Source organism: Planotetraspora phitsanulokensis, assembly GCF_016863295.1.
Lineage (GTDB): Bacteria > Actinomycetota > Actinomycetes > Streptosporangiales > Streptosporangiaceae > Planotetraspora > Planotetraspora phitsanulokensis.
The window spans coordinates 463,019-481,100 of the sequence record NZ_BOOP01000004.1 but is presented as its reverse complement, the minus strand read 5'-3'; the positions used below and the strand labels follow the sequence as shown (position 1 = coordinate 481,100).

The window sequence follows — 18,082 nt, the reverse complement described above, 5'->3', positions numbered from 1 at the left end:
ACACACGCTGGCCGAATCCGGCAACGGCGCCGACGCAAGCAGCCCGGCCATCTCCCCGATCGCGGCAACCAGCGCAGCCGATCCATCCACACACGACGACGCCGACCCCCCAGCGTCGGAATCGGAAGACTTCGGTCCCGCATCATCGACCGGGCTCGAAGAACCCGCCCCCGGAACCGCCCGCCCACCATCAGTCGACCCGGTACCACCCGGCCCGGCACCGCCCGGCCCCGGAACGCCCGAACCGGCCCGCTGCGGGCCGGTGACTAGAGGACCCGGCCGCCTGACTCCTGACTGCCTTGCATCCGGGTGCGGATCCGACGCCCGCTCGACGCGATGTGGTGCAGGCTCAGTGCGACGCGCTGCCGCCGTTTCCGGCCACAGGTCTTCCACCGGCGGGCGACTCAACGCCGAACTGCCATCGGACGACCATGCCTGAGCCCGGGCCGTCACCTCCGCCCACCACGCCGGACCACACGGCATCTCCTCGACTCCCGAATCGGGCACGGAACGTGAAGAACGTCGCCCACACGGATCGGCCACGCCCTCCACCTCCCGCCCCATCGAATCGAAATCCTGTACGAATAATCTCACACTCCGTAATCGAGCCGCTACAGATTTCGAACAGAATTTCTATACGTTCGCTATGAGCGATGTACAGACCGAGCCGCCGCCTGAGGCACCGGACGGGGTGCAGCAAGGGTGGCCCACCCGTGTAACTGCTCGACCTCGCCGCGTACGCCCGAAGAGCTCGTGCGGCACGGTCGGCACTGTTGTCAACGGTCGGCACCGTTGTCATCTGATCCACTGCCGGACGCTCTTTCTTCTGCGGGGCCGGTCAGCTGATCTCTCCGGGTGCGCAGCGAAGGGCCTCACGGATGACCGTGGCGGGATCGCGGAGGTGGTAGATCCTCTCGGAGGGTTCGATACTGTCCAGGAACTCCTGATAGCGCACCGCGTACGTCAGGTAGGCCAGCGGTTCGCCGACGGCCAGCGCGCGGGCGGGATCGCAGCCGGGGACCCGGAAGGCCCAGGCGTCGATCCATGCGCGGGTCGCCACGCGCTGCTTCTCCGCGGGCAGGAAGTCGAGGACCCGCAGGCCGTCCAGCACCGGGTTGCCAAGATGCGCGTCGGCGAAGTCCATGACGACCGGCGGGCCGCCGTCGCTGCGCCAGTTGCCCGGGTGGAAGTCGCCGTGCACGATCGTGTCGGGCAGGCCGCACTCGTCCAGCAGCGGCCACCGCTCGACCAGACCACGCGCGGTGCGCAACTCTTCAGCGGTCAGTTCACGGCCGACCTCGCCGTCGAGGAGTTCGCGGACCAGTTCGGCGATGACGCGCGTGCGCCGGTCACGCAACCCGGCAGGGAGCCCGTCCGCCGGATCGTCCGCCGGATCGTCCGCCGGATCGGCCGTCGGATCGGCCAGCGCGGCCTGTGCGGCGACGAGACGGTCCACCACGCTGATGATCTTCTCGGGGGAGGCCTGCCAGCAGTCCTCGCCCGGCAGGTGTTCCAGCAGGACCCGCCGCTCGCCGGCGGCTATGACGGCCGGGACCAGCCCTGGATCCACGCGGGCGAAGGCGGCGATCACGTCGGCCTCGTCCGCGGCGAAGTGCGGTGTGGTCTTCAGCCAGACCGGGCCCTGCGCGGTCGGCAGGCGGAACAGCCCGGCCAGATTCCACGTCTTGTGCTGCTCGACCGGCCCCGTGACCGGCCGTCCCGCCGCGCCCAGCGCGTCCGAGGCCCAGCCGAGGAACTCCCGGACCCCCTCGATCACGGCCCATGGAGAACGCAGATCCTCCGGCCTCGTGAGTACGGCGTGATCGACGGGCGACGGGGTCAGCAGCCCCGGCGCGGGTCGTTCCATCGCTTCGACATGATACGTCACGTGACCGTCGCGGCCGCCTTCTCCGCCGTCGACGTGCAGCAACCTCAGCACCAGGACCGGTACGTCCAGCACCTGACGCATGTGCGCGACGACCGACTCGACCTGCGACCACCAGGGGACGCTCACCGGGAACGGCCCGAGGACGCCGAGCCACTCCTCGCCCGCGGTCACCCAGGCGCTGACTGTCCGTCCCATCCCGCCAGTGTGAACGGCCGCCGCCGAGTGAGCGACCGAATATTCGGGGGAGCCGTCAGACGTCGGCCCGTCGCAGATGTTTGGTGTCCACTCGATGGCCCGCCTGCTCCAGCACGGCGACGGCCTCCTCGATCCGCGGCTCGGGCACCAGGACCAGGTCGGCGTGGAACGTCGAGGCGACGAACACGGTGATCGCCGCGTCGGCCAGCGGCCCCACGACCGCCGCCAGCGTGCCCGAGACGTTCAGCCCCTGCGCCTCTCCGTACAGGCCGATCCACCTATCGCCGGAGCCCGTCGGCCAGGTCTCGCGTACGACGGTGAGACCCTCAGGGGCGCGGACGAGCGCGATCCAGTCGTCGTCTTCGGGGAACGTGGCCTGCGGCAGGTGCTGGACGGCGAACACGGACGGCACGACGCCCAGACGCTGGGCAGCGGGTGAACTCATGAACGGTGTGTACCACAGACGCCGTCCGGCGCGGGCCGCGCGGTCTCGCCGTACGGCCGACGATCATCGTTCAAGGAGCTGCGAAGGCCGTTCTGTCAGGGCGCCGCTCCGAGGACTCTCACTGGGTCAGCGCCGGCAGGATCACCTCGTCGAGCACGACCGAGGCGGTCGGCTGATCCGGCCTGTCGTACTGTCCGGCCGTGACGGCGACGACGATGTCCAGGGCCGGTGACACGTGGATCCGCTGGCCGCCGTTGCCGAACCCGGCGATCCACGTGTCGCCCACGTACCACTGGTAGCCGTAGTGGAAGCCCTCGTCGATCCGCACGTGCGGGCGCAGCACCGTGGCCAGCCAGGACGCGGGCACGATGTCGCGACCCCCTTCGAGTACGAGCCGCCCGATCGCCAGGAGGCCATGAGGGGGCAGCCGCAGCCCGGAGGCGGCCAGAGCCACCCCGTCCGTGCCGGTCGACCACTCCCAGCGCGTGATCCCGAGCGGCTCGAAGAGCCTGGTGCGCGCGTAGTCCTCCAGTGCCAGTCCGGTGCCCTTCTCGATGAGCCGCGCCGCAAGCGCCGAGGCGCCGCCGCAGTAGGACCATCGGGTTCCGGGCTCGTCCATGATCCGCCGGCTCAGGACGTAGCGACAGCGGTCGGGGGCGAGCTCCATCGCGATCTCGCTGTTGGCCGCACTCGTGTACGGGACGTTCTCGTCCCACTCCAGCCCGAGCGTCATCGTGAGCGCGTGCTCGACCGTCAACGCGGCGAGCCGGGGGTCCTCCGCGAGGTCCTGATACTCGGCGAAGTGGCGCAGCAGCGGCTCGTGCGGTTCCGGCACCCGGCCGTCGGCGAGAGCGATGCCGTACAGAAGGCCGACGACGCTTTTGGTGACCGAGCGGATGTCGTGGAGCGTGTCCGGTGTGAAGCGCACGTGGCCGAGGGGCTCGCCCAGTTTGAAGTCCGCGCCTTCGCCGTAGTGCTCGAGGACCACCTGTCCGTGATGGAGGGCGACGACGGCGTGCAGGTCGGGGACTCGGTTACGTTCGACGGCCCGGGCGAGGAGGTTCGCGAGGGGGTGACTGCTCATGGTCCTCTTCTACGCCCTGCCACTCTGTCAGGGCCAACCCGGCCGGAAGATCGCGGGGACACGATGGAACTCCTGCGGGATGCCCGTTCGTCTTCTCGACGATTCCTTGGCGCGCCGACGGGTGGATGTGGACGGAGGGCGGGTGTCGGATCGGCACGCTGCGCGGTAACCTACGCTAGCGTAGGTTACTCAACCGTAGGTTTGTCGATCCGGAGGCCATGCATGCTGAGCACGTCTCGCCCCCTCACCCAGACGGAGCTTCTCGTCGAGCTCGAACCCGTGGTCGGCCGAGAGCTGGACCGGCACCTCGCGGTGGCCAAGGAGTGGTTCCCCCACGAGTTCATCCCATGGAGTGAGGGCCGGACGTTCGACGGGGTCCTGGAGGGCGAGGCGTGGTCGCCGGAGGACTCCGCGATTCCCGAACCCGCTCGTGTCTCGCTCATCGTCAACCTCCTGACCGAGGACAACCTCCCGAGCTACCACCACGAGATCGCCACGACGTTCGGCAGGGACGGCGCGTGGGGCACCTGGGTGCACCGGTGGACGGCGGAGGAGGGCCGGCACGGGATCGCCATCCGCGACTACCTGACCGTCTCCCGGGCGGTCGACCCGGTCGCGCTGGAGCGGGCCAGGATGACCCACATGCAGAACGGCTTCGCCACGGAGTACGACGGCGTGCTCCGGCAGTTGGCCTACGTCTCGTTCCAGGAACTGGCCACCCGCGTCGCCCACCGGAACACCGGGAAGGCGTCGGGGGACCCGATCTGCGAGAGGTTGCTCGCGCGGGTCGCCGCTGACGAGAACCTCCACATGCTCTTCTACCGGAATCTCCTCGCCGCCGCGTTCGAGTTGTCCCCGTCGCAGACCATGCGCGCCGTCACCGATGTGGTGACCTCGTTCCAGATGCCGGGCCAGGGCCTCGAGGGCTTCGCCCGCAAGTCCGTGACGATCGCCATGGCGGGCATCTACGACCTCCGCCAGCACTGCGACGAGGTCCTGGCGCCGGTGCTGCGGCAGTGGAAGACCTTCGACATCGAAGGTCTCGACGCCGAGGGTGAGCAGGCTCGCGAGGAGTTGTCGGCCTTCCTCGCCAAGCTCGAGGTGGCCGCGACCCGCTTCGAGGAGCGACGGGACGCGCGGCGGGCGAGGGCCGAAGCGACGACGTAGCCGACACGGGGCCTGAGGGCACGCCGGTGCTCCCGCGCCAGGCCTCTCACCCGAAACCCCGAAACCCGAAACCCCGAAACCCGAAACCCGAGACCCCCACCACGGCCTGATCTACTACGACACCGAACTCGGACGGAACCGGACGCGATCACGCACCGGAGCCGGGATGCCCGAGGCCGGTGCGGCGACGCACCAGGTGGGCGCGTTCCGCATCGGTCCCGGGCCGCGTGGCGAAGGACACGAATGTCCTCGATGCGCGGCTCGTAGCCGTCCGTCGTGTCCACGGCCAGCGTCGGGACAGTCAGAGCGATGGGGACCCACGATTCGATCGGGCGCTCACCGCCGGCGATCGCCCGAAGCAGATCCTGGTCGGCGTGCGCCGCCCGGTGCGCGTCCTGCGCGGCGCGACGGGCGATCCGCTCATGTGCGACGCCGGTGCCGACCGTGCAGCGGACGACCCGGATCGCCGCGAGCTCGGCGAGAGGCGTCAGGTTCGGCCGCCACAGCTTGTCCTGGAAGGCCGCCTCCGCCACCGCGGTCACGCCGGCACGCAACAACGTCGCCAGGACGTCGAAGAACACCGTGAGCGTCCGCCGGTTCAGCGGGTCGCCGGTGCTCGGCTCGAACCCGGGGGTGGAGTACGCCATCCCCTGCTTGATCTCGTCGCGGCAGACCGCCGGGCAGCCGATCGACCGGGCGATCTCGTGCGCGAGCGTGGTCTTCCCGCTGCCCGGGGGACCGCTCACCACAATCAGCGTGGGTGACGTCACCGCCGCACTCTCGCACTCCCGCGGGCCTGCGGGGAAGTCCGGTGGCCGCGTGTTCGCCTCTTCCGCGATCGCTCGTCCGCCCGAATGTCGTCCGCCTCGTGTAGTCATGGGACGTGAGCGTTTCCCTGACCTGGCCGCAGGTGCTCGCCTGGCGGCTGGAGCGTCAGTTCGCCGGCGGCACCGGCTCCGACGCAGTGTCCGTCGTGCGCAGGCTCTGCGGCGTGCAGAGCCAGGTGGCCTCGTCGGCGGAGTTGGCGACAGCCGTACGGCAGGCCGATCCGCGGCCCGGCGAGGTCGAGACCGCCCTCTGGCGAGACGGCACGCTCCGCAAGACCTGGCTCATGCGCGGCACCCTGCACCTGGTGCCCACCGACGAGTTGCCGATCTATTGCGGCGCCCTCCGGTCGCTGCGGTTCTGGGAGACGGGGGTGTGGCAGCGCGGACACGGTGTCACCGCCGCCGAGATCGACGCGATCATCGAGACGGTTCCGCACGTGCTGGGGGAGCGGGCACTGACGCGCGACGAGCTGGTCGAGGCGGTGATCGAGTCCACCGGCGACGCCCATCTGAAGGAGGCGCTGACCTCCGGCTGGGGGATGTTGCTCAAGCCGCTGAGCTTCCTCGGGGAGCTCTGCTACGGCCCGCCGCGCGACGGCCGGGTCACCTTCATGGCGCCGGGCATCGTGCCGCTTGCCGCGGAGGAGGCGGGCACCCTGCTCGTGCGGTCCTTCCTCGGTGCTCACGGGCCGGCGACGCCCGAGATGTTCGACGCCTGGCTGTTCCGCGGCAAGTCCCGCAAGGCCGTGCTGCGCGGCTGGTTCCGCGATCTCGGCGACGACGTCACCGAGGTCGAGGTCGAGGGGCGTCCGATGCTCGCGCTCACCGAGCACGCCGATGCGCTGGCCTCCGCCCGACCGTCCGACTCGGTCCACCTTCTCCCGGGTTTCGACCAATACATCATGGGTGCGCCGCGCGACCTCGAGCCGTTGCTGCCGCGGGCGGCCAGGGCCAAGGTCAGTCGCGCCGCCGGCTGGATCTCTCCCGTCGTCGTCTTCCAGGGGCGGGTCGCCGGGGTGTGGGAGGCCAAGGGAGGCGAGATCGTCCACGAGCTGTTCGAAGACGTGCCCGCCGCCGCGCTGGCCCGCGAGACGAGCCGCGTGGCCGCCCTGCGGCCGCACGGTGATCCACGGTGACCCACAGGAACACTGAGCCGGCCGCCAGGTCGGCAGGAGGCGGTGGTGGAGCTGACTGACATGTCGCGAAGGGGGCGTCTCACCGCTTACAGCGCCGTCTCCACGTCCCTGGCTCTGCGCGGTGACCGCGAGCTACGCGAGTGGGTCGACACAGCCATCCCGCTCGGTTCCGGCATCGGCGGTACGTCGGCGCTGCTGGAGGTCGACGGGAGCAGGGTCTTCGTGAAGCGGGTGCCACTCACCGATCTGGAGAGGCTGCCGGAGAACACCCGGTCCACCGCGAACGTGTTCGGGCTGCCCACCTTCTGCCAGTACGGCATCGGCGGGCCGGGCTTCGGCGCCTGGCGGGAACTCGCCGTGCACATCATGACCACGAACTGGGTGCTCGAGGGACAGTTCGAGGGGTTCCCCCTGATGTACAACTGGCGTGTCCTGCCGGACAGCCCGCCGCCCCCTCCCGAGGAGCTGGCCGATGTAGAACGAGCGGTCGCGTACTGGGGAGGCGGATCTCACGTCCGGCACAGGATCGAGGCCCTCCGGCAGGTCTCGGCCAGTCTCGTGCTGTTCCTCGAGTACATCCCGCAGAGCCTGCACGAGTGGCTGGGAGCGCGGATGCGCGCCGGCGAACAGGCCGCGGACCAGGCCTGTTCACTGGTGGAGCGGGGCCTGGAGGCGGGCGTCTCGTTCATGAACGCCCGCGGGCTCCTGCACTTCGACGCGCACTTCGAGAACATCCTGACCGACGGGCGGCGCCTCTACTTCGCCGACTACGGCCTGGCCCTGTCCTCCCGGTTCGATCTGTCGCGAGATGAGATCGACTTCTTTGACCAGCATCGGACCTACGACCGTTGCTACGCGACGACCCATCTGGTCCACTGGCTGGTCACCGCGTTGTACGGGTACGAAAGGAAGGAACGCGACGCGCTGGTGCGCGCGTGTGCCGAGGGCGAGCGGCCCACAGGACTCCCGGACCGGGCCGCGGCGATCCTGACCCGCTACAGCCCGCTCGCCGCAGTGATGGCGGACTTCTACCTCAAGCTCCAGGAAGAGAGCAGGCGGACCCCGTACCCGCTGGAGGAGATCAACCGGGTCGGTGCGGCCCATGGCCTGTTCACCGGCCACCGTTGAGCCGGGGGCCTTTGAGCCGGGGGCCCTGACCACTGGTGAGTTCGGGGCCCCTGACCCCACTGGTCAGTAGCCGGTGTTCCGGTCCAGGGTGACCCGGCAGGCCAGATGGAGGGCCAGGCGGTCGTCGGAGTTGTTCAGGTCGACGGTGAGAAGCTCCTCGATCCGGTGGAGCCGCGCCGCGACGGTGTTGCGGTGCACGCCGAGGACCGCCGCGGTGTCGGCCGCCGACCCTCCGGCGTCCAGATAGGTGGAGAGCGTGGCGACGAGCTCACCCGGCTGCGACTCCAGCGGGGCGAGCAGCCGGGTCGCGGTGGGAGCGAAGGTCTCGGTGCTCGCCCAGGCGACCAGCAACTGGGCCAGCCCGAGGCGGTCGATGTGCACCAGGCGGCCGGTCTGGGGGCGCCCGCGGGCGAGCCTGGCCGCATCCCACGCCTCGGCGAGGCTCCGGGTCAGTCCGCCGGTGTCGGGATGGCCGCGTCCCACGCCGATCGCACAGTCGAACCGGGTGGCCAGCCGGTGCCGGACCCGCTGGAGGGCGGCGAGCAGGTCGCGGCTGGCGTCCTCGTCCGGTTCGGTTCTGCTGGTCGTCCAGGCCGACCAGCCGTCGCCGCGTTCCACCACCGTCACGTCGATTCGCTCCGCGGCCACGGCGGACGCGACGGCGTCGGTGTGCCCCAGGAGGTCGACCTGCCCCAGCGCCGCGATGTGGAAGGCCACATGCCAGCCGTCCAGGCGCCAGCCCAGTTCGGCCGCCCGCTCGTGCGCGGAGCCTCCGCTGTCCAGCCGGCCCTCGAGGAGATCGCCGAACAGCCCGGCGCGCAGCCGGGCGTCGCGTTCCAGCACGACGCGCCGGGTGGCCTGCCAGCGCTGGACGGCGAGCGTCCCGAGCTGGAGGACGTCGCGAACCGTGCGCGTCCAGGCGGCAGGCGCCTGCCCGAGCGCGGCCGCCATCCACAAGTCCGCGGTCCCGCTCGGCGTTCCGGGCACGGGCACGGCCACCGTGGTGTCGCCGTCCGCGGCGAGGATCTGAGCCACCGGGGCATGCGGATCGAAGCCGGGCGGCAGCTCGAAGGAAACGCGGGTGATCGGCGTGCCATCGGGGCCGAAGACGGCGACCGGCCGGTCCAGGACTCCGCTGAGGGCCCGGGCGACGTCCTGGGGGCCCAGCAGACGGTGGGTCAGCGCACGGTGGGCGCGGCGCAGATGATCGGCCGCGTCCACGGCGGGGGAGTGCACGAACGCGGCGGCCGTGCCCGCCCAGAGCAGCGGCGGCGTGGTGACGCCCAGGATCGGCAGGTGCAGATGCCGCGCGAGCCGGCGGCTTCCGTCCAGAGGCGTCTCGCCGTCGGGGCCCGAGAAGGGGACGGCGAGCGCGGCGGCCTGCTGGTCGTACAGGCGGCGGATCGTGGCGTCCAGGCGCCAACTGCTCAGGTAACCCGCGGGAATCGACGGGCACAGGGCGATCTCGCCCGGCTGGACCACCCCCGTTCCGGCCGGGTCGATCAGCGTGATGCCGGTGACGTGCCGATCGAGGTCGTCGTCTCCGGACAGCGGCGTGGCAGCGAGGTGCGGGTGTCCGATCAACTCGCGCAGGGTCGGCGGGGCGTCCGTCACGGCGCCTCCCGCGATGTCTCCCGCAGACTCTCCTGCGCAGTCCCCTGCGGTCTCTCCTGCGATGTTTCCCGCGCTGTCTCCTGCGGTGTTTCCCGAGGTGTCTCCCGCAGCGGGACCGGGTCGACGTCCAGCCCGAAGGCCCGGGGCGCGACGGCGTCCACGGCCTCCGGCCGCCACCAGAACGACGGGCCGGGAAGGTGTAACGCGACGACCTCGGCGCCGCCGCGCACGGTGTCGCAGGAGATGGGCAGGCCGCTGTTCCTGTCGAGCACGCACAGGATGTCGGGGGTGGACGCCACGGGCCGGCCGTCGACGAGGGCGAGCAGGTACTCGTTCTCCATCTCCAGGCGCACGAGGGTACCGTCCCGGCCGGCGCGGATGATCACGGATCCGCGGCCGAACCCCGCCGCGGCCCGGTGCCGGACCACCTCGATGACGCGCCCGATGACGAGGACCCGGCCCCCAAGGGACGCCGCGGCCTGGTGTGGATCGGCGGTCTGTGCCCAGGACGCGTGCCGGGCGCCCAGGCGCAGGGCCCGGCTGAGCGTCCCGAGGATGGTCAGCCGGTCCAGCAGCGCCACCGGCAGCGGGCGCAGCGCAATCGCCGCCCATCCGCCGAACTCGGTGAGCGCGGACCTGACGATCCGCTCCGCCGCCTGAGGGGACAGCGAGTCCAGCATGAGCAGCCGGCCGCCGGAGTCGCCGATGGCCAGGGGCGTGAGCGGTTCGCCGAGCGCCGCCACGGACATCTGGTCGAGCCGCGGCAGCGCCCGGCCCTGCAGATCCGCGTCGATCACCGGGAGGCCGAGCTCGGCCGCGGCGACGAACACGACGATGCCGTTGACCCCGCCGGCCTCGATGGCGATCAGCCCGGCGGGGTCGATCCCCGTCCGGTTCACGATCGTCTCCAGTACGGGCGCCCATTCCCCGCCGGACGGCAGCCTCTCGGTGAACGCCGACACCGCGCCGACGATCCCCACCGGGAGGACGTGGCCGCCGGGGACGACGTCGCAGCTCAGCAACTCGATCCGGTCGCCCGCCAGGCTCCGCCGGAGCAGCCGGGCCGCCGTGTCCGTCTGCCCGCCGCCGCCCGACCCGAGCAGCGTGGTACCCCGGGCGAGGTGGTCGACGTCCGGCCCACCGAGGTAGCGGATTGGCATGCACTCAGAGTGACACGAGATCCTCCACCGGCCGGAACCCCACCTCGAGACCGAACGCGCCCGGGCCGAACACCGCGAGCGCCTCCGGGCTGCGCATCAGGTCCGGGGCGCTGATCCCCACGACGACGGCCCGCTGGCCGTACCGCAGCCCCTCGGTCGTGATCGGCTCGCCCGAGTCGGCCTCGAGCACGCAGATCAGATCGGGGACCACACACCGGACCTCGCCGTCGGCCCGCGCGACCAGGTTCTCGTTCTGGAAGGTCAGCTCGAGCCTGCCGCCGCCCTCGAAGGCGGCGAGCGTGGCGCTGCCCCGGGCGAACCCGGCCACCGTGCGCCGCTCGACGTCCACGACCTTGCCGCGGAACAGCACCCGGACCTTGTCGTAAAGGGTGCCGGACATCGTCTCGGCGAGCGCCTCGACCGGGTCACGGTGTTCCTCGCGCGCGGTGCGCAGGGCCCGCCCGATCCGCAGCCCGAGGGTGAGCGTGTTCGGGACAGCCGTGCGTTTGACGTCCGCGCCGGACATCGCGTACTCGGCGATGTGAGCGACCCCGCCGAGCCGGATCGCGATGCCGCGGGCGAGCCACTCCAGGCGCTTGTTGTCGGCGCCCGTGTCGATGACGACGGTCTCGCCGTTCTCGCCGCCGATGGCCAGGGGCGACCCCGGCACGCCGTACACGGAGAAGGTCTCCATCTGCAGCTCGGGGAACGCCCGGCCCATCCCGTCCGCGTCCACGACGGGCAGGCCGGTCCGGGCGGCGACCAGCAGCGGGATCATCGAGTTGATCCCGCCGCACTCGATCGGCATGGTCGCGTCGGCCCGCCGTCCCAGGTGCACTTCCAAGGCCCGCAGGGCCGCGACCGCCTCGTCGCCCCGGGGGATCTTCTCCACCATCACGGTCGGGGCGCCCATCTGCGCCGTCGGGATGACCAGGTCGTCGTCGCCCAGCTCGGCGGGGTCGAGCACGGTGATCGTCCCCGGGCCGTCACGCAGCGCCTGCTCCACGAGGAGTCTGCCGATGTACGGATCGCCTCCGCCGCCGGTGCCGAGCAACGCGGCCCCGCGGGCCAGGTCGGCGAGATCGCGAACGTCGAGGGTGTAGCTCACGTGAGTGCTCCAGAGCCGACGCGGACGGTGTCGTGGTCGTAGCCGAAGTACCGGGGCCCGACGAGCTCCAGCCCTTCGGGGGAGTGCCAGCGGGGATCGCACGGCGCCGCGATGACCCGCACCCGCTGGCCGTACCGGAGCGTCTCGGTCGTGATGGCGGTGCCGGCCTCGGCGTCGAGCACGCAGATCAGGTCGGGGACGGTGGCCACCACGGCGCCGTCGCGGACGGCGACGAGGTGCTCGTTCTGGAACCGCAGCAGGAACCGCTCACCCGCCCTGTCGTTCAGCCCTTCCAGCGTCGCCTCACCGCGGGCGAATCCGCCCTCGGTGCGCCGGCTGACGTCCACGACCTTGCCGGTGAACAGCTCGGCTCCGCCCAGGCGCTCGACGACGGCCGCGACCGGGTCGCAGTGCGCGGCCCGGGCCTCACGCACCAACCGGCCCAGTTCGCCGCAGAGGGACAGGGTTCCGGGGACGAGCGCCTCGCGGGCCTGCGCACCGGTCATCGGGAACAGGCTGATCATCGCGGAGCAGCCCATGTCGATCGTGGCGGACCGGGCGAGGCGCTCCGCCCAGTGGTTGTCCACCGTGTCGAAGATGCCGCGGTTGCCCTTCTCATCGGCGATCGACATCGGGGTGGCGCCGATGCCGTACAACGTGGGCATCACCATCTGCAGCTCGGGGAACGCCCGGCCCATCCCGTCGGCGTCGATCAGGGGGAGCCCCAGCTGGGCGGCGGCGACGACCGGCACGAGGGCGTTGACGCCGCCGGCCTCCGCGCACACCAGGTGCGTGGGGGACTTGCCGAGGTAGGAGGTGAGGGTCTGTACGGCGAGCGCCGCCTGCTCGGTGGAGGGAACCTTCTCCAGCATCACCGTGGGAGCGCCCATCATGGCGACCACCACGGCGACGGCGTCGTCCGGGACGTTCTCCAGCGGGACGAGCCGGGCCGGGCCGTCGGCGCGGACGGCCGCGTGCGCGAGCAGCCGGCCGATGTGGGGGTCCCCGCCGCCGCCGGTGCCGAGGATGGCCGCGCCGACCGCGAGGTCGTCCAGGTCCGGTCCCGTGATGAGCCGCTCAGCCACGATCCGCCTCCAGCTGCAGGTCGCCGACCGCCTTGACGCGGATCCGGGTGGCGTTCCCCGGCAGGTACGCCAGGGGCACCTCGTCGACCTCGACGACCCGGACGCTGCCCGGCTTGGCCCCGGAGGCGACCGCCTTGTCGACCGCCTCCTGCTTGGCGTCGTCCAGCACCGACTGCCGTTGGCCGGGCTCCACCGGGAAGATCCGGTCGACCTCTCCGCCGATCTGGGCGATGGCGGCGCCGATGGCGTTGGCGACGGCGAAGTGCTCGGGCCGGTGCACCGGCCCGGAGTCGCCGATCTCGTCCGGGAGCAGGATCGACCCGCCGCCGACCGCGACCACGGGAAGCGGCTCGGGGGAGGTGCGGATGCGCTCGATGGCGTCGCCGATGTCGCGGGCGATCCGGTGCAGCGCCGCCTGCACCAGTGACCGGTCCAGCTCCTTCACGAGGCTGGGGTCGCCGATCGCGGCCCGGCCCGCGGCGACCGCGACGTCGGTCGCGGTGAGCGTGGCCCCGCCGAACACCAGGGCCTCCTCGGAGAGGCGGTAGCCGACCGAGTCGGGCCCGACCGTCACCGCCCCCTCGTGGCGGATCCGGCTGCCTCCGCCGATGCCGAGGCTGAGCACGTCGGGCATCCGGAAGTTGGTGCGGATCCCGGCGACGCTCACCTCGGTGGTGGCCTCGCGCGGGAAGCCGTGCTGCAGCACGCCGATGTCGCTCGTGGTGCCGCCGACGTCGACCACCGCGCACGACTCCACGCCCGACAGGAAGGCGGCGCCGCGCATCGAGTTGGTCGGGCCGGAGGCGAACGTGGCGACCGGGTAGCGGCGGGCGAAGTCGACGTCCATCAAGGTGCCGTCGTTCTGGCTGAGGTAGAGCGGGGCGCTGATGCCCGCGCCCTCGAGGGACTGGGCGAGGCCGTCCACGATCTGGCCGGCGAGCTCGCGCAGCGAGGCGTTGATGATGGTGGCGTTCTCACGCTCGAGCAGCCCCATCCGGCCGATCTCCGACGACAGCGAGACGGCGATCGCGGGCAGCTGCCCGGTGAGGATGTCCGCGGCGCGCTGCTCGAACTCGGCGTTGACCGGGGAGAACACGCTCGAGATGGCCACGCTGCGGATCCCGTGCCGGTCCAGTTCCTCCGCCACCCGCAGGATCTCGTCCTCGCGCAGCTCGGAGATGTGGCGCCCGTCGAACTCGTGCCCGCCGTGGCACAGGTACGGCCGGCCCGCGATCGCGTCGACCAGCCGCTCGGGCCAGTCGACCATGGGCGGCAGCGACGCCGTGGCGGGCAGCCCCAGCCGCAGCGCGGCGGTCGGGGCCAGGCGGTCGGCCTCGACCAGCGCGTTGATGAAGTGCGTCGTGCCGATCATCACCGCGTTCACCGTGAGCGGGTCGAAGGCCCGCTGCCGCTTCAGCTCGGCGAGCGCGGTGTTGATCCCGCTGGTCACATCACGCGTGGTCGCGGTCTTGACCGCGGCGAGGACGCTTTGGCCGTCCATGAGCACGGCGTCGGTGTTGGTGCCGCCGACGTCGATTCCGATCCGCATTGCAGGTCCTTTCAGGCGGCCGAGGGCGCGGACGCGGCGGCCTGCCGGTCGTCCGCCGTCTCGGTGTGCGCGACGCCGTATCCCCGGATCAGGCCGAGCCGGCCCACCACGGCGTACAGCACGAACGCGACGATCAGTGAGTTGATGCTGGGCAGGCCCCAGGTCACGAACTTCCCGACCAGGCTCGCGACGAGCCAGATCACGAGGGTCGCCGGCACCCAGCGGGGCGCCTGGGGCGGCACGCCGTCCGCGGCCTTCGCGACGTCCAGGTCACGGCGCCAGGTGCGCACCACGAAGTATTCGGCGATCATGATGCCGGCGATCGGGGGAAAGGCCACGCCGAGGACCGTCAGGAAGTCGGTGAAGCTGTTGAGGATGCCCGCCGCGGCCAGCACGCTGCCGACCACGCCGATGAGCAGGGTCACCGCGGCGCGGTTGACCTGCCGGCCGAAGACCGTGCCGACGAAGTTGACCAGGCCGAGCCCGGAGGAGTACAGGTTCCAGTCGTTGATCTTCAGTGTTCCGACGACGATGACCAGGACCCCGACCCAGCCCACGGTGGACGTGACGATCGTGATGATGTCCGCCGACTTGATCGCGTGTGCCAGCAGCACGCCGATCAGCCCGATCACGTACTCGCCGAGGGTGATCCCCAGCAGGGTCTGCTTGACCACGTCCCCGACCGACCGGTTGAACCGGGTCATGTCCGGGGTGATCACCGCGCCCACGATGAACCCGCCGGCGACCAGCGTGGTCCCCTGCAGCAGGGACAACGACGGACCGGCGGGGGCGGCCGACGCGAGTTCGGACAGCGAGCGTTGGGACAGTTCGCTCCCCACCGACCAGGCGACCAGCAGGACGAACGCGGGAACGGTGAGGTAGGCGGTCCACGCCATCGAGTGGAAGCCCTTGACGACGATGGCCGTCACCGCGAGCCCGAACAGCAGGGACCACGCCCACGCGGGCAGTCCCGGAAGCAGTTCGTGCAGGCCTTCGGCCGAGACCCCGGACTGGATGCCGAACCAGCCGACCAGGCTGATCCCGATGGCCAGGCCGATCAGCGCGGATCCGGCCTGGCCGAAGCCGCACCACCGGGCGAGCATGGAGGTCGTCAGCCCCTCCCGCATGCCGATGACGCCGAGCGCGATGGCCACCAGTTCGAGGATCACCGCGCCGAGGGTGATCGCCCAGAACGCGTTCCAGAAGCTCATCCCGAAACCGAGGGTCGCGCCGAGGAGGAACTGGCTGAGGGCGGATATCTGGCCGAACCGCTGGACCGCGACCGATACCCAGGAGTACCGGGCACGGGCGGGCACGCGGGATATCGCGTAGTCGTCGGTGCCGAGTGAAGAAGCCATGATTGCCTCCGAGGGGGGCGAAGCGCTTTCGCCAGGCCAGGGCGGGTGGTGCCCTGAGCGTAGGAACAGGCTCAGCCCTCGTCACGGTGCGATCGGCACAACCCGCAGCCGGTGCATGTGCACTGTGCACAGAAGGCCGGGGGGTCGTGGAGCCGCGCCGAACCTCGGTTCGTCGACCTTCATTTCTACAGCACGAAATGTCGGGTTCGTTGCGCGCAGTCCTGTGCAGGCTCCGCCGTACCATCGGGCACGTGATCGATCTCTCCGGCCTCGACGAACGGTTCGCACGCCTCGCCGAGGAGTACGGGCAGCGGCGGGCGGCCGCGTACGCCGAGGCGGTCCGGTGGGAGTGGTACGACGACGACGCGTTCGACCTCCGCCCGCTGTACTACGAGCGGAGCCTGTGGAGGCCGGGACGTCGTCTCGCCGAGCGCCCGCCCGTGAGCCGGGACCACGTTCAGATCGGGTTCGACGCCGACGACCGCCTGGTGGTCCTGCTCGAGTACAGCGGCTTCCTCGACGGCACGTTGTACTACGAGACCTTCCGTACGCACCTGACCGGCATCGTCGAGGAGGCACGTTTCCATGTCGCCGACGGTAAGCCGATCTATCTGCACGAATACCGATTCGAGGCGGGCAGGATCGGCCAGGCGCTGATCGCGGCGGTCGCGGGCGGCGGATACGAGACGTACGACTACGACGGCGATCGGGTGACCCGCGTCGCCGTCCACCACGCGGCCCGGCGGCGCGGCGCGCCGCTCCGGCCGGAGCCGTGGACGGTGATCGGCGCCGCCTACGACGGAGAAGGCCTGTCCCGGCTGGAGATCTCCGCGCCCGGCGGGCCCGCACAGGTGAAGTACGAACGCCCGCCGGCCGGGTTCACGGTCGAGTCCGCCTGGCGGACGGTCCGGGAGGAACTGCTGACGCAGATCCCCCGCTCCGTCCGCGCTCTGGCGGTCGACGAGCCCGCGTACTGCGTGGCCCTCGTGTACGAGGATCCGCTTGACCCGGCGGACGTGCTGGTGAACGTCGGTCTCGAGCGTGACCGGGTCCGGCTCGCCGGGGACTCGGACCCGGAGGATGTGTGGTCGCCCGCGGACATGGCCCACGAGACGCCGGTGGACGTCCGCGCGGTCGCCGGCACCGCCCGCCTTCTGGCCCAGGAGCTCACTCTGTCCCGTTCCGACAGGGGCGGGGAGCTCCTCTGCGAGGTCGCGCGTTCCCTCGGCGCCGTGGACTGGAGCGCCATCCTGCCGATCACGGAGGACTTCGTGGTCTACGCGGTCGACCTGGAGATGGCCGACCTCGACCGCAACATGCGTGCGGTGACCGAGGGCCGGGACGCGCCCTTTCCCGGCCCATGAAACGTCGGCGTGGTCAGCGCTGGAGGAGCCGGACCGTCTCGTCCCAGAGGCGGCCGGCGTCGTCCGCGTCGAGTGCGTACGGTGCGACTCCGCGCAGGCCGTCACCCGGACCGGTGACGACGACGGCCTCGTTGCAGTCCTCGAAGTAGCGTCCGGTCACTCCCTGGACGAGCGGCGAGGCGGCCAGCAGGACGGAGGTGGCCGCGCCCTGCTGCGGGGTCTTCCAGCCCGGAGGCAGCTCGAGGCGGAGGCCCTGCTCGTCCATCGCGCCCACGTAGCGCAACTGGGCGTCGTCCAGGTGGCGCTGGAGGTTGGTCATGATGCCGCCGGGGTGGAGCGCGTTGGCGGTGATGCCGTCTGCGGCCCACTTCTCCGCCATGGCGACGGTGAACAGGATGGTCGCCGTCTTCGACTGGCCGTAGGCCGACCAGGCTTCGTAGGGCCGGGAGATGAAGTGGATGTCGTCGAAGACGACGGGGGACATCAGATGGGCGGAGGAGCTGACGGTGACGACCCGGGCGCCCCGAGCGGCGGCGAGCGCCCGGTGCAGGCCGAGCGTCAGAGCGGCGTGGCCGAGGTGATTGGTGGCGAACTGCGTCTCCCAGCCTTCCCTGGTCGTGGTCCGCTCGGGCAGGGCCATCACGCCGGCGTTGTTGACCAGGATGTGCAGGGGGCCGCTCCAGCCGGCGACGAACGCGTCGATGGTGGAACGTTCCAGCAGATTGAGGGCGGCGACGTGGACGTCGTCGCGGCCCGTCGTGGCGCGGATGTCAGCGGCTGCGCGCTCGCCGGCTTCGGTGTCGCGGGTGGTCAGCGTCACCTGCGCGCCGGCGGCGGCCAGTGCGCGGGCGGTCTCCAGGCCGATCCCGGACGTCCCGCCGGTGACGACGGCGCGCTTGCCGGACAGGTCGACCCCGGCGATCACCTCGTCGGCGGTCGACTTCGCGTCGAACGGAGTGGTGATTGTGGGCATG

14 protein-coding genes and 1 pseudogene are annotated in these 18,082 nt (G+C 71.3%); 4 read left to right on the top strand and 11 right to left on the bottom strand.

The features are described 5' to 3' along the window. Positions 1 to 838: 838 nt before the first annotated feature. The 3 genes from Pph01_RS07825 to Pph01_RS07815 form a co-directional block, all read right to left on the bottom strand. Entirely contained in the window at positions 839 to 2,083 is a 1,245-nt protein-coding gene (locus tag Pph01_RS07825) for an aminoglycoside phosphotransferase family protein (protein WP_204072278.1), read from the bottom strand. A 55-nt stretch (positions 2,084 to 2,138) separates the two neighbouring features. Then, entirely contained in the window at positions 2,139 to 2,528 is a 390-nt protein-coding gene (locus Pph01_RS07820; protein WP_204072277.1) for an ACT domain-containing protein, read from the bottom strand. A gap of 118 nt (positions 2,529 to 2,646) precedes the next feature. Next, the gene (locus Pph01_RS07815; RefSeq protein WP_204072276.1) at positions 2,647 to 3,612 is read right to left on the bottom strand and encodes a serine hydrolase domain-containing protein; all 966 of its coding nucleotides are present in this window, start codon (positions 3,610 to 3,612) and stop codon (positions 2,647 to 2,649) included. A gap of 222 nt (positions 3,613 to 3,834) precedes the next feature. On the opposite strand from Pph01_RS07815, the gene Pph01_RS07810 reads away from it, so the two are divergent. Next, positions 3,835 to 4,779: an acyl-ACP desaturase gene (locus Pph01_RS07810; protein WP_204072275.1), complete on the top strand. Its 945-nt coding sequence runs from the start codon at positions 3,835 to 3,837 to the stop codon at positions 4,777 to 4,779. 428 nt (positions 4,780 to 5,207) lie between these two features. On the opposite strand, the pseudogene Pph01_RS43650 reads toward Pph01_RS07810, so the two are convergent. Beyond that, positions 5,208 to 5,657 (bottom strand): annotated as a pseudogene (locus tag Pph01_RS43650) (P-loop nucleotide/nucleoside kinase family protein); the annotation flags it as partial. A 5-nt stretch (positions 5,658 to 5,662) separates the two neighbouring features. On the opposite strand from Pph01_RS43650, the gene Pph01_RS07800 reads away from it, so the two are divergent. Together Pph01_RS07800 and Pph01_RS07795 are read left to right on the top strand one after the other, a co-directional pair. Next, positions 5,663 to 6,742: a winged helix DNA-binding domain-containing protein gene (locus Pph01_RS07800; protein WP_204072274.1), complete on the top strand. Its 1,080-nt coding sequence runs from the start codon at positions 5,663 to 5,665 to the stop codon at positions 6,740 to 6,742. Positions 6,743 to 6,787: 45 nt separating this feature from the next. After that, positions 6,788 to 7,870 carry a protein kinase family protein gene (locus Pph01_RS07795; RefSeq protein ID WP_239116503.1) on the top strand — a complete coding sequence of 361 codons (1,083 nt, stop codon included), beginning with the start codon at positions 6,788 to 6,790 and terminating at the stop codon, positions 7,868 to 7,870. Between the two features lie 63 nt (positions 7,871 to 7,933). On the opposite strand, the gene Pph01_RS43265 is transcribed toward Pph01_RS07795, so the two are convergent. Genes Pph01_RS43265 through Pph01_RS07765 form a run of 6 tightly spaced genes read right to left on the bottom strand, consistent with a single transcriptional unit; the run spans position 7,934 to position 15,744 of the window. Further along, positions 7,934 to 9,484, bottom strand: coding sequence for a helix-turn-helix domain-containing protein (locus Pph01_RS43265; RefSeq protein ID WP_204072273.1), 1,551 nt, complete (start codon positions 9,482 to 9,484; stop codon positions 7,934 to 7,936). Further along, on the bottom strand, positions 9,481 to 10,644 hold the full coding sequence (locus Pph01_RS07785) for a DUF917 domain-containing protein (protein WP_204072272.1): 1,164 nt from the start codon (positions 10,642 to 10,644) through the stop codon (positions 9,481 to 9,483). The genes Pph01_RS43265 and Pph01_RS07785 overlap by 4 nt, the downstream gene beginning before the upstream one ends. 4 nt (positions 10,645 to 10,648) lie before the next feature. Continuing rightward, complete coding sequence (locus Pph01_RS07780) at positions 10,649 to 11,752, bottom strand: S-methyl thiohydantoin desulfurase family protein (protein WP_204072271.1); 1,104 nt, start codon at positions 11,750 to 11,752, stop codon at positions 10,649 to 10,651. Next, on the bottom strand, positions 11,749 to 12,837 hold the full coding sequence (locus Pph01_RS07775; protein ID WP_239116502.1) for an S-methyl thiohydantoin desulfurase family protein: 1,089 nt from the start codon (positions 12,835 to 12,837) through the stop codon (positions 11,749 to 11,751). Before Pph01_RS07775 ends, Pph01_RS07780 begins: the two co-directional genes overlap by 4 nt. Next, the gene (locus Pph01_RS07770; RefSeq protein ID WP_204072270.1) at positions 12,830 to 14,386 is read right to left on the bottom strand and encodes a hydantoinase/oxoprolinase N-terminal domain-containing protein; all 1,557 of its coding nucleotides are present in this window, start codon (positions 14,384 to 14,386) and stop codon (positions 12,830 to 12,832) included. The genes Pph01_RS07775 and Pph01_RS07770 overlap by 8 nt, the downstream gene beginning before the upstream one ends. A gap of 11 nt (positions 14,387 to 14,397) precedes the next feature. After that, positions 14,398 to 15,744 (bottom strand): purine-cytosine permease family protein, encoded by a 1,347-nt coding sequence (locus Pph01_RS07765; RefSeq protein WP_204072269.1) that lies wholly within the window; start codon positions 15,742 to 15,744, stop codon positions 14,398 to 14,400. Positions 15,745 to 15,995: 251 nt separating this feature from the next. On the opposite strand from Pph01_RS07765, the gene Pph01_RS07760 reads away from it, so the two are divergent. Further along, positions 15,996 to 17,108, top strand: a complete 1,113-nt coding sequence (locus tag Pph01_RS07760) for a hypothetical protein (protein ID WP_204072268.1) — start codon at positions 15,996 to 15,998, stop codon at positions 17,106 to 17,108. A 13-nt stretch (positions 17,109 to 17,121) separates the two neighbouring features. Here the strand turns inward: Pph01_RS07760 and Pph01_RS07755 are convergent, their stop codons facing one another. Continuing rightward, complete coding sequence (locus Pph01_RS07755) at positions 17,122 to 18,081, bottom strand: SDR family NAD(P)-dependent oxidoreductase (protein WP_204072267.1); 960 nt, start codon at positions 18,079 to 18,081, stop codon at positions 17,122 to 17,124. Position 18,082: the final 1 nt, after the last annotated feature.